16 protein-coding genes are annotated in these 13,537 nt (G+C 70.8%); 12 read left to right on the forward strand and 4 right to left on the reverse strand.

Annotated elements, in window-relative coordinates:
* Positions 1-162 precede the first annotated feature (162 nt).
* The 6 genes from G6038_RS27740 (at position 163) to G6038_RS31990 (ending at position 5,137) form a co-directional block, all read left to right on the forward strand.
* The gene (locus G6038_RS27740; protein ID WP_165041733.1) at positions 163-837 is read left to right on the forward strand and encodes a TetR/AcrR family transcriptional regulator; all 675 of its coding nucleotides are present in this window, start codon (positions 163-165) and stop codon (positions 835-837) included.
* 62 nt (positions 838-899) lie between these two features.
* Positions 900-1,967: a PhoH family protein gene (locus G6038_RS27745; protein WP_165041735.1), complete on the forward strand. Its 1,068-nt coding sequence runs from the start codon at positions 900-902 to the stop codon at positions 1,965-1,967.
* A 67-nt stretch (positions 1,968-2,034) separates the two neighbouring features.
* Positions 2,035-2,577, forward strand: coding sequence for an rRNA maturation RNase YbeY (gene ybeY / locus G6038_RS27750; RefSeq protein ID WP_165041737.1), 543 nt, complete (start codon positions 2,035-2,037; stop codon positions 2,575-2,577).
* A gap of 24 nt (positions 2,578-2,601) precedes the next feature.
* Entirely contained in the window at positions 2,602-3,912 is a 1,311-nt protein-coding gene (locus G6038_RS27755; RefSeq protein WP_165041739.1) for a hemolysin family protein, read from the forward strand.
* A gap of 70 nt (positions 3,913-3,982) precedes the next feature.
* Positions 3,983-4,900, forward strand: coding sequence for a GTPase Era (gene era, locus G6038_RS27760; RefSeq protein WP_006943889.1), 918 nt, complete (start codon positions 3,983-3,985; stop codon positions 4,898-4,900).
* Positions 4,901-5,008: 108 nt separating this feature from the next.
* Positions 5,009-5,137, forward strand: coding sequence for a hypothetical protein (locus G6038_RS31990; protein WP_276613913.1), 129 nt, complete (start codon positions 5,009-5,011; stop codon positions 5,135-5,137).
* A 31-nt stretch (positions 5,138-5,168) separates the two neighbouring features.
* Here G6038_RS31990 and G6038_RS27765 read toward each other — a convergent pair whose 3' ends face one another.
* The gene (locus tag G6038_RS27765; protein WP_165041741.1) at positions 5,169-5,735 is read right to left on the reverse strand and encodes a TetR/AcrR family transcriptional regulator; all 567 of its coding nucleotides are present in this window, start codon (positions 5,733-5,735) and stop codon (positions 5,169-5,171) included.
* Positions 5,736-5,740: 5 nt separating this feature from the next.
* A complete protein-coding gene (locus G6038_RS27770) occupies positions 5,741-7,159 on the reverse strand; it encodes an amidase (protein ID WP_165041743.1) in 1,419 nt (472 codons plus the stop codon).
* A gap of 195 nt (positions 7,160-7,354) precedes the next feature.
* Here G6038_RS27770 and G6038_RS27775 point away from each other — a divergent pair, with 195 nt between their 5' ends.
* The 5 genes from G6038_RS27775 to G6038_RS27795 all read left to right on the forward strand — a co-directional run bounded on the left by G6038_RS27775 (position 7,355) and on the right by G6038_RS27795 (position 11,052).
* Positions 7,355-8,392, forward strand: a complete 1,038-nt coding sequence (locus G6038_RS27775; RefSeq protein ID WP_165041745.1) for an alpha/beta hydrolase — start codon at positions 7,355-7,357, stop codon at positions 8,390-8,392.
* A 99-nt stretch (positions 8,393-8,491) separates the two neighbouring features.
* On the forward strand, positions 8,492-9,307 hold the full coding sequence (gene recO, locus G6038_RS27780; RefSeq protein ID WP_165041747.1) for a DNA repair protein RecO: 816 nt from the start codon (positions 8,492-8,494) through the stop codon (positions 9,305-9,307).
* Positions 9,264-10,070 (forward strand): isoprenyl transferase, encoded by an 807-nt coding sequence (locus G6038_RS27785; RefSeq protein WP_037200968.1) that lies wholly within the window; start codon positions 9,264-9,266, stop codon positions 10,068-10,070. The genes recO and G6038_RS27785 overlap by 44 nt, the downstream gene beginning before the upstream one ends.
* Positions 10,067-10,540 (forward strand): hypothetical protein, encoded by a 474-nt coding sequence (locus G6038_RS27790; protein WP_165041748.1) that lies wholly within the window; start codon positions 10,067-10,069, stop codon positions 10,538-10,540. The genes G6038_RS27785 and G6038_RS27790 overlap by 4 nt, the downstream gene beginning before the upstream one ends.
* Positions 10,537-11,052, forward strand: coding sequence for a hypothetical protein (locus G6038_RS27795; RefSeq protein WP_165041750.1), 516 nt, complete (start codon positions 10,537-10,539; stop codon positions 11,050-11,052). The genes G6038_RS27790 and G6038_RS27795 overlap by 4 nt, the downstream gene beginning before the upstream one ends.
* A 10-nt stretch (positions 11,053-11,062) precedes the next feature.
* Here G6038_RS27795 and G6038_RS27800 read toward each other — a convergent pair whose 3' ends face one another.
* Positions 11,063-11,491, reverse strand: a complete 429-nt coding sequence (locus tag G6038_RS27800; protein WP_165041756.1) for a Fur family transcriptional regulator — start codon at positions 11,489-11,491, stop codon at positions 11,063-11,065.
* Positions 11,492-11,499: 8 nt separating this feature from the next.
* Positions 11,500-11,886 (reverse strand): metalloregulator ArsR/SmtB family transcription factor, encoded by a 387-nt coding sequence (locus G6038_RS27805; protein WP_165041752.1) that lies wholly within the window; start codon positions 11,884-11,886, stop codon positions 11,500-11,502.
* A 168-nt stretch (positions 11,887-12,054) separates the two neighbouring features.
* Between G6038_RS27805 and G6038_RS27810 the strand changes: the two genes are divergently transcribed.
* Positions 12,055-13,446: a glycine--tRNA ligase gene (locus G6038_RS27810; RefSeq protein ID WP_165041754.1), complete on the forward strand. Its 1,392-nt coding sequence runs from the start codon at positions 12,055-12,057 to the stop codon at positions 13,444-13,446.
* The last annotated feature ends 91 nt before the right edge of the window (positions 13,447-13,537 follow it).

Raw genomic sequence — 13,537 nt, forward strand, 5'->3', positions numbered from 1 at the left:
GGATCTGCGGTCGAGCGGGTCAGGATCGAGGTCATCGGCGCTCCTCACGGGATTCGGACATCGACAGCAATTTGCACAACACTGTGCAAGTTAGAAATTTGCACACGCGTGTGCAAGTAAAGTTGACGGACGTCACACCCAGCGGCGGAGGAAGGTGTCAGCGTGGCGGAACCGGTCCGGGGGCCGCGGCGGCGGACGAGCGGGAACCGAGCCCGGATCCTCGAGGCGGCGATGGGGTGTTTCGCCGCCGACCCGGACGCCAGCATGGACGACGTCGCGCAGGCCGCCGGCGTGGTGCGCCGCACCGTCTATGCCCACTTCCCGAACCGCGAGGCGCTCGTCGACGGCATCGCCGAGGAGGCGGCTGCCGCGCTCGCTGCCGCGGTCGACCGGCCGGACCCCGAGGAACCCGACCTGGCGCTCGCCGGCGCGGCGCTGATGACCTGGCCCGTCGGTGACCGCTTCCGCGTGCTGCTGTCCTTCGCGCGCAAGGAGGTCGGCGACGAGCGCATCGGCGAACTCATCGCCCCGCTGCGCGCCCGCACCCTCGCGATCGTGGAGCGGGGCTGCCGGTCGGGGGTGTTCTCCGCCTACCTTCCGGCCGTCGTCCTCGTCGGGATGCTCGAGGGGCTCACCATGGCCACCCTCGAGCAGGCCAATATCGGGGTGGTGCACGACGCCGGGGAGACTGTCGCCCTGGCCGCCCTCGTCCTCGTGGGGGTCCCGCCGGAGCGGGCCGTCGACGTCGTCCAGCGGGCCCAGCGCGCGCAGCGGGATCAGCGCGCGGCGCACGACCCGGGCGGCAATGCGGTGGGGCGCGGGGACGCCCGGCGCTAGACTGGCATCGTCACGACGCCCGTCGTGCGCGAGACGAACCGAAAGCAGGCCGTACCGTCCACGTGAGTGAACCAGACGACACCCGAGACACCGGGAACGCCGAACGGACCACCGTCCGTTCCAACCTGGACCTGCCGCCCGAAGCTGCGGCGCCGCTGCTCGGCTCGGCCGACGAGAATCTCATCGCCCTCGAACGGGCCCTCGGTGCGGACATCCACGTACGCGGCAACTCCGTCACCCTCACCGGCGCGCCGGCGGACGTCGCACTCGCGGAACGGGTGCTCGGGCAGCTCGTCACCCTCGTCGGACGCGGGCAGGCGGTGACCCCGGACGCGGTGCGCCGCACCGTGGGCATGCTCACGCAGGGCCTGTCCGACTCGCCGGCCGACGTCCTCAGCCTCGACATCCTGTCCCGGCGCGGCAAGACCATCCGGCCCAAGACCCTCAACCAGAAGCGCTACGTCGACGCCATCGACACCAACACGATCGTGTTCGGCATCGGACCCGCGGGCACCGGCAAGACGTACCTCGCCATGGCCAAGGCCGTGCAGGCGCTGCAGTCCAAGCAGGTCACCCGCATCATCCTCACCCGGCCCGCCGTCGAGGCCGGGGAGCGGCTCGGCTTCCTGCCGGGCACGCTGCACGAGAAGATCGACCCGTACCTGCGCCCGCTGCACGACGCGCTGCACGACATGATGGACCCGGAAGCCATCCCGAAGCTGATGCAGGCCGGGGTCATCGAGGTTGCGCCGCTGGCGTACATGCGCGGACGCACCCTCAACGACGCGTTCATCATCCTCGACGAGGCGCAGAACACCACCGCCGAGCAGATGAAGATGTTCCTGACGCGACTCGGCTTCGGTTCCAAGATCGTCGTCACCGGCGACACCACGCAGGTGGACCTGCCCGGCGGCGCCCGCTCCGGGCTGGCCGCCGCCGCCGAGATCCTCGAGGGCATCGACGGCATCCATTTCGCCGTCCTCGACAGCAGCGACGTGGTGCGGCACCGGCTCGTCTCCGACATCGTCGACGCCTACGAGCGTTTCGAGGCCGATCGGCCGGCCGGCGTCGCGATGGGCAACCGGGCCCAGCGGCGGGCAGCAGCCCAGAGCCGGGTGCCGCGCCGGTGACCGTGACCGAGCGCCCTGCCCGTCTCGCCCCCGCCGTGTCCGCATCCGCCCAGAAGGAACGCCACAGATGAGCATCGAGATCTCGAACGAGTCGGGGATGGACGTCGCCGAGGAGGACCTGATCGACATCGCGCGGTTCGTCATCGCCCGGATGGACGTGCATCCGGCCGCGGAACTGTCGATGGTGCTCGTCGACTCCGACACCATGGCCGATCTGCACATGCGCTGGATGGACCTGCCCGGCCCCACCGACGTGATGTCCTTCCCCATGGACGAACTCGAACCCGGCGGCCGTCCCGACGCCCCCGAGCCCGGCCCCTCGATGCTCGGCGACATCGTGCTGTGCCCGTCCTTCGCCGCGGAACAGGCCGACAAGGCCGGCCATTCGCTGGCGCACGAACTCGCCGTGCTCACGGTCCACGGGATGCTGCATCTGCTCGGATACGACCACGCCGAGCCCGACGAGGAGAAGGAGATGTTCGGTCTGCAGAACCAGCTCCTCGAGGAGTGGTACGAGGAACTCCGGCGCGCCGAGCACGAGGCCAGGCTCGCGGCCCGCGATCAGCAGCTCCTCGGCAAGGCCGGCTTCTTCGACCCGACCGAGCGGTAGCGGCCTCGTGATCGGAGCACTGGCGTGAGCGCCCCCGCGCTCGTCGTCGTCGCCGTCGTGCTGGTGGCGCTCGGCGGGCTGTTCGCGGCGGTCGACTCGGCGTTGAACACCGTCTCCCCGGCCCGCGTGGAGGAACTCGCCAAGGGCGAGCGACCCAGCGCGCAGAAGCTGCTGGTGATCCTCGGGGACCGGCCGCGGTACGTCAATCTCATGGTGCTGCTGCGCATCCTGTGCGAGATCACCGCGACGGTGGTGCTGGTGGCGGCGCTGCTCGACTGGATGGACCACACCGGGGCGCTGGTCGCCAGCGCCGTGATCATGGTGCTCGTGGACTACATGGTGATCGGCGTGGGCCCCCGTACCCTCGGTCGCCAGCACGCGTACCCCATCGCCCTGGCCGGGACGGTGCCGCTGCGCGTGATCGGTGTCCTGCTCGGTCCGCTGAGCCGGCTGCTGATCCTGATCGGCAACGCGATCACCCCCGGCCGGGGATTCCGGAACGGGCCGTTCGCCAACGAGATCGAACTGCGCGAGCTGGTGGACATGGCGCAGGAGCGCGGTGTCGTCGCCGCCGAGGAACGGCGAATGATCCAGTCGGTGTTCGACTTCGGTGACACCACCGCGCGCGAGGTGATGGTGCCGCGCCCCGAGATGGTGTGGATCGAGGTGGACAAGACCGCCGGCCAGGCGACGTCGCTCGCGGTGCGCAGCGGGCACTCCCGCATCCCCGTGATCGGCGAGAACGTCGACGACATCCGCGGCGTCGTGTACCTCAAGGACCTGGTGCAGCAGACCTACTATTCGCGCGACGGCGGCCGGAGCGTGACCGTCGCCGAGGTGATGCGACCGGCGGTGTTCGTGCCGGATTCCAAGCGCCTCGACGATCTGCTGGCCGACATGCAGCGCGACCGCAACCACATGGCGCTGCTCGTCGACGAGTACGGCGGCATCGCCGGGCTGGTCACCATCGAGGACATCATCGAGGAGATCGTCGGCGAGATCGCCGACGAGTACGACACCGGAGAGATCGCGCCCGTCGAGGATCTCGGCGACGACACCTTCCGGGTCTCCGCGCGGTTGCCCGTCGAGGACCTCGGTGACCTCTTCGACGTCGCGCTCGACGACATCGAGGTCGACACCGTCGGCGGTTTGCTCGGGTTCGTGCTCGGCCGGGTACCGTTGCCGGGTTCCGAAGTGGAGACCCACGGTCTGCGGCTGCGCGGCGAGGGCGGCCGCGACGCCCGGGGCCGGGTCCGCATCAACACCGTGTACGTGCAACGGGTCCCCGCGACGGAGGCGGCCGAGACCGCCGCCGAGGAACCGGTCGACGGATGACCTCGGCCGTCGACGCCACCACACCCACCGTGCCGATCGGCACCGCCGGCACCGCAGACGAGGAGCTCGTATGACCGACCCCGACTTCCGTTCCGGCTTCGTGTGTTTCGTCGGACGGCCCAACACCGGGAAGTCGACGCTGACGAATGCGCTCGTGGGCAGCAAGATTGCGATCACCTCGTCGCGTCCGCAGACCACCCGGCACACCATCCGGGGCATCGTGCACCGTGAACACGCACAGATCATCCTCGTGGACACCCCCGGTTTGCATCGGCCGCGGACGCTGCTCGGGCAGCGGCTCAACGACCTGGTGCGCGACACCTATTCGGAGGTCGACGCGGTCTGCGTGTGCATCCCGGCCGACGAGAAGATCGGCCCCGGCGACCGCTGGATCGTCGAACAGGTGCGGCAGGTCGCCCCGCGCACGAAGCTGATCGGCATCGTCACGAAGATCGACAAGGTGAGCAAGGAGCGGATCGCGCCGCAGCTGCTCGCCGTCTCCGAGCTGCTCGGACCCGACGTGGACGTCGTGCCCGTGTCCGCCACCTCGGGCGAACAGCTCGAGGTCCTCATCGACGTCCTCGCCTCGCACATGGAACCCGGGCCGGCGTTCTATCCCGACGGCGAACTGACCGACGAGCCCGAGGAGACGCTCATGGCCGAGCTGATCCGGGAGGCCGCGCTCGAGGGGCTCGGCGACGAGCTGCCCCACTCGCTCGCTGTGGTGATCGAGGAGATCACCGAGCGTGAGGGGCGCACCGAGAAGCAGGGCGAGCTGCTCGACGTGCATGCGCTGCTGTACGTGGAGCGGCCGAGCCAGAAGGGCATCGTGATCGGCAAGGGCGGCGCCCGGTTGCGCGAGGTGGGCACCGCTGCCCGCTCCCAGATCGAGAAGCTGCTCGGTGTGAAGATCTACCTCGATCTGCACGTCAAGGTCGCCAAGGACTGGCAGCGCGATCCGAAACAACTCGGCCGCCTCGGCTTCTGACCGTCCCGTGCGGCGCGCGCCGACCGCGCCCCGACAGGAAGGGATGAGCAGTGCCCTCTTCCGCATCGCTCGCGTCGACCGTTCGGGTCCGCCCGGGAGGCGGCGGTCGTGGCAGGTGACCCGGAGGCGCGGCGCGCGGCCCTGTTCGCGACGCGCGCCCCGCGCCGGGCCGTCGACGCCGTCGCGTGGAGTGCGTTCGTCGCGTATGCGGTCTTCGTGGTGGCGACCCTGGCCTGACCCGTGTGAGCGGCCCGTGTGCGGCCTGCGGTCAGTCCGCCGAGGCGGGCACGGTGCTGCGCACCAGCTGCAGCACCGCGGCGGAGACGTCGGGCGCGGCACCCGTGGCCAGGCGGCGCAGCTGGAGTCCGGTGATGGTCGCGACCAGGGTCGGGGCGACCGACTCCGGTCGGGGGACACCGAGTTCGGTAAGGATGGTCACGGTCAGCGCGTCGTAGGCCGCCCAGCATCGGGCCGCCGCCTCTCGCACCTGCGGATCCCGGCCGGCCTGGACGTAGAGCTCGAACGGCGCGATCCGCTCCGCCGAGAACGACAGGTCCTCCGCGACCTGTTCGGTCAGTGCCGCGGCGTCGACCAGGCTCAGTCCGCGACCGCGGTAGCCCTCCGCCAGCTCGCGCAACCGCGTGGTCTCGTCTGCGACGAACGTCGTCAGCGCCGACCGCAGCAGGTCGGACTGGGTGGGGAAGTGGTAGGTGATCGAGCCGAGGGAGACTCCCGCCCGGGCGGCGATGCGGCGGTTGGTGATCGCCGCGATGCCGTCCGTGCCGACCAGGTGCAGGGTCGCGGCCACGATCGCGCCGCGGACGTCCGTGCTCATCGCGGTCACCACCACCGCTGCGGCGTGTGACGATCCCAGCGCAGTTCCGACTCGAGCTGGGCGGCGAGGGAGATCAGCAGGGGCTCCGCGTTCTCGTGTCCCATGAGCTGGGCGCCGACCGGCAGGCCCGATCCGGTGAAACCCGCCGGGATGTTCACGCTCGGCCAGCCCAGGACGTTCCACGGCCAGGTGTAGGGACAGGCGGCCGTGATCACCTTGTCGGTGGCCCAGCCCCCGAGGCCGTCCATCGCCTCCACCACCGGCGGTGGGGTGGCGGTGGTGGGGGCGAGGATGACGTCGAAGCGGTCGAAGATCGCGCCGATGCGCCGCCGGATGCGCGGTTCGGCGGCTCGGGCGGCGCGCAGCGGCCGGCCACGCAGCAACCGGCCGGTGCGGGCGTTCGCGCGGGTGCGCGGGTCGGCGAGGGCCGGGTCGGGCAGGCGCCGCACCCAGTCGTCGATGCCGGCCATCGACCGGGGCAGGAAGTTCAGGCCCAGCAGCTTTCCGTAGACCGGGTCGGCGACGGTCACGTCGTGGCCGAGGGTGCGCAGCGTGCCGGCGAGGGCCTCGACGCGGGCGCGGATCTCGATGTGGAGTCGGGTGCGGGTGGCGGTGTAGGGGAGGGCGAGCGAGAGCGCGATGCGCAGCCGGCCCGGATCGCGACCCACGGCGTCGGAGACCGTGACGGCTTCGGCTTCGTGCAGGTCGCCGACGTGGTTGCCCGCGACGGCGTCGAGCAGCAGGGCGGCGTCGGCGACGGTGCGCGCGAGGGTGCCGTGTGTGGTCAGGCCGTGGAAGGCCTCGGGGTCGGGCCACATCGAGATGCGGCCGCGCTGCGGCTTGATTCCCACGAGGTTGGTCCAGGCGGCCGGGATGCGGACCGATCCGGCGCCGTCGGAGCCGAGCGCCGCGGACACCAGGCCCGCCGAGACCGCGGCGGCGCTGCCCCCCGACGAACCGCCGGGGGTGTGGTCCCGGTGCCAGGGGTTGCGGGTGTGGCCGAAGGCGCTGCCGCCGGTGAACGGCCACTGGCCCAGTTCGGGGGTGTTCGTCTTGCCGACGATCACGGCGCCGGCGGCCCGCAGTCGCCGCACCACCTCCGCGTCCTCCTCGCGGACGGCGAACTCGCCGGCACACCCGAACGCGGTGATCTCGTGCGCGATGTCCGTGTCGTCCTTCACCGCGACCGGCACACCGAGCAGGGGCAGGCGAACGCCGGCGGCGAGACGCCGGTCGGCCTCCTCTGCCTCGGCGAGCGCCCGCTCCCGGCGGACGCCGCGGAAGGCATTGAGCGCGCGATTGCCGGCCTCGATGCGGTCCAGCGCCGCGCGCGTCGCGGCGACGGACGTGGTGGCGCCGGCGGCGAGGGCGGCGGCCTCGGCGGCGAGACCGGGAGCTCGGGTGTCTGCCTGTGGTGCGGTCATGCGGCTGCGTCCCCCTTCGTGATGTTCGTTCGAACGAACGATAACGCGTTCCAGTTGTGTCCGTCGAGAGCGAGACGCACGAAAGTGTGGCGCTCGTCACATTCGGGGACGCTCGACGATCGGCTGGGTATGCCCCCGGGGATATCGCGGGAGCCTCCCCGGGGTGTCGTAGGGATCGGCTGTCAGGAGATACACATGGGTTCATCGCGCACACGCAACCTCCGGCGCGTACCGGACACGGAGACGCGGGTGGTCTTCCGCACCATCCACGGGTACCGTCGCGCGTTCCGGATTGCCGGCGAGGGACCTGCGCTGCTGCTGATCCACGGGATCGGCGACAACTCCTCGACCTGGCGGGAGGTCATCCCGCACCTGGCCCGCAAGTACACGGTCATCGCGCCGGACCTGCTCGGCCACGGCCGCTCGGACAAGCCCCGCAGCGACTACTCGGTCGCCGGGTACGCCAACGGTGTGCGCGACCTGCTGTCGGTCCTGGGCATCGAGCGCGTCACGGTGGTCGGGCACTCCCTCGGCGGCGGCGTCGCGATGCAGTTCGCATACCAGTTCCCGCAGATGGTCGACCGGCTCGTCCTGGTGGCCGCGGGTGGTGTCACCAAGGACGTCCACCCGGCCCTGCGGCTGTTGTCCCTGCCCGGCCTGAGCGAGGCCCTCAAGCTGCTGCGGCTACCGGGGGCCATGCCCGCCATGCGTCTTGCCGGCGGTCTGCTGGGCCGGTGGCACGACACCCCCTTGCGCCCCGGCGTCCTGCTGCACGACACCTCGGATCTGATCCGGGTTCTGGGCGGATTGCCCGATCCCACGGCGTGCGAGGCGTTCCTGCGCACGCTGCGGGCCGTCGTGGACTGGCGCGGCCAGGTGGTGACGATGCTCGACCGCTGCTACCTGACCGAGGACCTGCCCGTGCAGGTGATCTGGGGTGAGCACGACAGCGTGATACCTGTGGATCACGCGCACCTGGCGCATTCGGCGATGCCCCATTCCCGGCTCGACATTTTCCGCGGCGCGGGTCATTTCCCGTTCCGGGACGATCCCGTCCGGTTCGTGCGGGTGGTCGAGGAGTTCCTCGACGCCACCGCGCCCGCCGAGTTCGACGAGCAGCGCTGGGGCCGGCTGCTGATCAACGGCGTCAGCGAGAGCCGGCTCACCGGTGGTCCGGCCACCCGCAGGGCCGTGCTCGGCGCGATGGGAGCGGACGAGCGCAGCGCCACCTGAGCGAACGCAGACCCCGGCCTCCGGTGACCGAGCCCGGCGAACCGCGGGAGAGGCCGCCACGTCCGCGGCGGTGTCGGCCCGGCGTGACAGACTCGGAGGGTGAGGTTGTACCGGGATCACGCGGTGGTGCTGCGCCAGCACAAGCTGGGCGAGGCCGACCGCATCGTCACGCTGCTCACCCGTCGCCACGGGCTGGTGCGGGCCGTCGCGAAAGGGGTGCGGCGCACCCGCTCGAAGTTCGGGGCACGGCTCGAGCCGTTCGCACACGTCGACGTGCAGTTGCATCCGGGCCGCAGTCTCGACATCATCACCCAGGTCCAGACCGTCGATGCGTTCGGCGCCGACCTCGTCGACGACTACGGCCGGTACACCACCGCGTGCGCCGTGCTCGAGACCGCCGAACGGCTCGCCGGCGAGGAGCGCGCCCCCGCCCCGCAGCTGCACCGCCTCACCGTCGGTGCGCTCCGCGCCCTGTCCGACCAGGTCCGGCCGCCGGAACTGATTCTCGACGCGTACCTGCTGCGGGCCATGGCCTACGCCGGCTGGGCACCGGCGATCAGCCGCTGCGCTCGCTGCGACGAGCCCGGCCCGCATCGCGCGTTCCATGTCGCGGCCGGGGGAGCGGTGTGCGTGCGGTGCCGGCCGCCGGGTGCCGCGACCCCCGGCGCGGGTGTGCTGGATCTGATGGACGCGCTGTTCCACGGTCGCTGGCAGGGCACCGACACGGTGTCCGCGGCGACGCGCGGGCAGGCCAGCGGCCTGATCGCCGCCCACCTGCAGTGGCATCTGGAGCGGCAGCTGCGGACCCTGCCGCTGATCGAACGCAGCCGTCCCCATGCGGTGGCTGTGGGCGGGGAGACGGTCGGGCAGGATGGGGAGCGTGATTCGACGCCGCACCCCGCAAGCATCGCGTGACCGCGAGATCCGGCCGCCCGACCCGCACCCGTCCGGCGCCCGCCCGCCGGGTCTGCAGCCCGAACTGATCCCGCGGCACGTCGCCCTGGTCATGGACGGCAACGGCCGCTGGGCCCAGGAACGCGGTCTGCCCCGCACCGCCGGCCACGAACGCGGCGAGGCGGTGCTGATGGACACCGTGTGCGGGTGCATCGAGATGGGCGTCAAGTGGCTCTCGGCGTACGCGTTCTCCACCGAGAACTGGAAGCGCAGCCCGGACGAGGTGCGCTTCCTCATGGGCTTCAACCGGGACGTGATCCGCCGCCGCCGCGACGAGATGCACGAGATGGGGGTGCGCGTGCGCTGGGCCGGCCGCCGGCCGAAGCTGTGGCGCAGCGTCATCAAGGAACTCGAGATCGCCGAGGAACTGACCCGCGACAACGACGTGATGACCCTCACCATGTGCGTGAACTACGGAGGTCGCGCCGAGATCGCCGATGCCGCAAGGGAGATCGCGCGTCGCGTGGCTACGGGTGAGCTCGACCCGGAACGCGTCACCGAGGCCACGGTGGCGCGGTACCTCGACGAGCCCGACATGCCGGACGTGGACCTGTTCCTGCGGCCGTCCGGGGAACAGCGCACCTCGAACTTCCTGCTCTGGCAGTCGGCCTACGCCGAAATGGTGTTCCAGGACAAGATGTTCCCCGACTTCGACCGCCGGGACCTGTGGGCCGCCTGTGTGGAGTATGCCTCGCGCGACCGCCGCTTCGGGGGCGTGAAGTGACGGGCGCCGGAACGGGACCGGACGATCGGCGGCCGGCCCCCGGCGGGGTGGACCCGGGCGGCCTCGGCCTGCGCGACCGGGTCGCGGCCGCGCTCGCGGAGTTCGTCGCCATGCACGAGCCCCGGACGAACGGTGACGACGCGCTGGGATTCGACTATGCGGGCGTGCCGTGCGCGGTGCGGGTGGTGACCCTCACCGAGGGTCTCGACGTGGTGTCTCTGACCGGCGTCCTCGCGTGGGACCTGCCGCTCGACGAGGCGTTGCGCACGCGGGTCGCCGGGGCGGCCGACGCACTGCAGTTCGGGTCGATACACCTCGTCGAGCGGGACTCCGAGGCGGACGTGGTGCTGCGGTACTCCTTCCCCGCCACCGGCCTTCGGGATTCGCCCCTGACCACGATGCTGCTGCTCGTGCTCGGCGGCGCCGGCGACGCGCGCTCGGCCGTCACGGGCCCGGGCGGATCCGAGTGAGCGACCTCGACTGGGAGTCCCCGATCGCCACGGGGAACGACGACGCGCTGCGTGCGGCCGTGCTGCGCGTCTTCTCGGCGGTCCTTGCCGAGGAGATCGAACCCGACACGGACGGCGACGTGCCGATCTGGGTCGACGATGTGCTCACCTACGCCGTCGTCGACTCGCGGGCCGGGGTGGTGGAGCTGACGACGTACCTGGTGGAGCGGATCGCCGGTCGCACGCGCGCGGCCGAGGTCCTCGTCGACCTGCAGGCGGACTGGCCGGACGCGAAGCTCGAGTTGCACCAGGACCGGGTGACCGCGGTGCAGCGCGTGCCGGCGCTCCCGCTGGTGCCGGTGCACCTCGCGCGCGCGGTCGCGGTGGTCGCGGCGCTGGTGCCGCACGTGCCCGAGCTGGCGGCGCGGCTCGGCGGGCGGGCGTGCGTGTTCGACGAGCCGGGCGACGAGGCTGCCGGCGAGGGTGTCGACCTGCTGGGCGGGTGCGGCTGTGACGGCTGCGGGTGCGGCTGACCGTCGCCGGTCAGCGCGACGTCGCCGGCCCGGCGTCCGCGCAGTCGCGGCAGGTGCCGAAGATCTCGACGGTGTGGCTCACGTCGACGAAACCGTTGTCCTCGGCCACCTCGTGCGACCAGCGTTCGACCGCCGGCCCGTCCACCTCCACGGTGTAACCGCACGCCCGGCACACGAGGTGGTGGTGGTGACCGGACGAGCAGCGCCGGTAGACGGACTCGCCGCTGTCGGTGCGCAGCACGTCGACGGTGCCGGCTTCGGCGAGGGACTGCAGCGTGCGGTAGACGGTGGTCAGGCCGATGCCCTCGCCGCGCTTGCGCAGTTCGTCGTGCAGGTCCTGGGCCGAGCGGAACTCCTCGATCTCGTCGAGCAGCGCGGAGATGGCGCTGCGCTGCTTGGTGGAGCGGACTCCGACTACGGGTTTGGGAGCGGGCGACACGACTGCGGTCAACCTTCCTCGACGTGGGCGACGGCGTCGACGACGATGTGGGCGAGATGGTCGTCGACCAGACGGTAGAGCACCTCGCGGCCGGCGCGTTCGCCGCGGACCACGCCCGCGGCCTTGAGGATGCGCAGGTGCTGGCTGATCAACGGCTGGGTGACGCCGAGCGCGCCGACTAGTTCGTGTACACAGCGTTCGGATTCGCGTAGTTGCAGCACGATGGCGATGCGCACCGGTGCGGCCAGCGCGCGCAGGAGCTCCCCGGCGGCGGCGAGGGTTTCCCGCGACGGGGCGGGTACGGGGGACGGCGGCGCCGATCCCGGGCGGCAGTCGTCGTGCGGATGGTCCGGGGTTGCGGCCTTGCCGCCGTGACCGGTGTCGGCAACGCTCAACGGATCTCCTTCGTGGACCGACGGCCGCGTTATTGCAAACCGATTCCATTTTGATATGCATGAATGTGCATGTCAACCGGCGTGCAGTTCGACCGCCCCGAGCGGAGCGATAGGCTTACGGGTCGACGCACGCTGCGAAACCCCGCATCGAAGATGGAGTGAATCCGAGTGGCACCGAAATCCAAGATCGATACCGTCGCCAACCTGGCCAAGCGCCGGGGCCTGGTCTACCCCTGCGGTGAGATCTACGGCGGTACGAGGTCGGCCTGGGACTACGGGCCGCTCGGCGTGGAGCTCAAAGAGAACATCAAGAAGCAGTGGTGGCGCAACATGGTCACCAGCCGTGAGGACGTCGTCGGCCTGGACTCGTCGGTCATCCTCCCGCGTCAGGTGTGGGTGGCGTCGGGCCATGTCGGGGTGTTCAACGACCCGCTCGTCGAGTGCCTGAGCTGTCACAAGCGCCACCGCCAGGACCACCTGCAGGAGGCGTACGCCGAGAAGAACAAGCTCGACGATCCCGACTCGGTTCCCATGTCGGAGATCTCCTGCCCGGACTGCGGCACCAAGGGCCAGTGGACCGAGCCCCGTGACTTCAACATGATGCTCAAGACCTACCTCGGCCCGATCGAGAGCGAGGAAGGGCTGCACTATCTGCGCCCCGAGACCGCACAGGGCATCTTCGTGAACTTCGCGAACGTGCTGACCACGTCGCGCAAGAAGCCACCGTTCGGAATCGGCCAGATCGGCAAGAGCTTCCGCAACGAGATCACCCCGGGCAACTTCATCTTCCGGACCCGCGAGTTCGAGCAGATGGAGATGGAGTTCTTCGTCAAGCCGGGCGAGGACGAGCAGTGGCACCAGTACTGGATCGACTACCGGATGGACTGGTACACCGGGCTCGGCATCAACAAGGACAACCTGCGCCTGTACGAGCACCCGCAGGACAAGCTGTCGCACTACTCGAAGCGCACCGTCGACATCGAGTACCGCTTCCACTTCCAGGGCAGCGAGTGGGGTGAGCTCGAAGGCGTCGCCAACCGCACCGACTTCGACCTGTCGACGCACGCGCAGCACTCGGGCGCCGACCTGAGCTTCTTCGACCAGACCACCAACGAGCGGTACACCCCGTACGTCATCGAGCCGGCAGCGGGCCTGACGCGGTCGCTCATGGCGTTCCTCGTCGACGCGTACAGCGAGGACGAGGCGCCCAACGCCAAGGGTGGTGTCGACAAGCGCACCGTGCTGCGCCTCGACCGCCGGCTCGCCCCGGTCAAGGCGGCGGTGCTGCCGCTGTCGCGCAACGCGGACCTGAGTCCCAAGGCGAAGGACCTCGCCGCGCAGCTGCGCCAGCACTGGAACATCGAGTTCGACGACGCCGGCGCCATCGGCCGCCGCTACCGTCGCCAGGACGAGATCGGCACCCCGTTCTGCATCACGGTCGACTTCGACACCCTCGAGGACCAGGCCGTCACCATCCGCGAGCGCGACACCATGGCGCAGGAGCGCGTCGCCCTCGACCAGGTCGAGGGCTACCTCGCCCAGCGGTTGATCGGCGCCTGACCGCAGAGCTGCCGTGAGAGGGTCGGCCGTCTCGCGCAACCGACCCTCTCACGCTGCGCGGCCATAACCTAGAACCGTCCCCCGCTCGACC

The organism is Rhodococcus sp. 14C212, assembly GCF_011058195.1.
In the GTDB taxonomy this organism is placed as follows: domain Bacteria; phylum Actinomycetota; class Actinomycetes; order Mycobacteriales; family Mycobacteriaceae; genus Rhodococcus; species Rhodococcus aetherivorans.

What these genes read in the sequence shown, in the direction of transcription:
- ybeY (WP_165041737.1), top strand. Translation starts at nt 2,035, where the DNA reads ATGAGCATCGAGATCTCGAACGAGTCGGGGATGGACGTCGCCGAGGAG.
- G6038_RS27770 (WP_165041743.1), bottom strand. Translation starts at nt 7,159, where the DNA reads ATGACCGCACCACAGGCAGACACCCGAGCTCCCGGTCTCGCCGCCGAG.
- G6038_RS27785 (WP_037200968.1), top strand. Translation starts at nt 9,264, where the DNA reads ATGGGGAGCGTGATTCGACGCCGCACCCCGCAAGCATCGCGTGACCGC.
- G6038_RS27775 (WP_165041745.1), top strand. Translation starts at nt 7,355, where the DNA reads ATGGGTTCATCGCGCACACGCAACCTCCGGCGCGTACCGGACACGGAG.
- G6038_RS27765 (WP_165041741.1), bottom strand. Translation starts at nt 5,735, where the DNA reads ATGAGCACGGACGTCCGCGGCGCGATCGTGGCCGCGACCCTGCACCTG.
- era (WP_006943889.1), top strand. Translation starts at nt 3,983, where the DNA reads ATGACCGACCCCGACTTCCGTTCCGGCTTCGTGTGTTTCGTCGGACGG.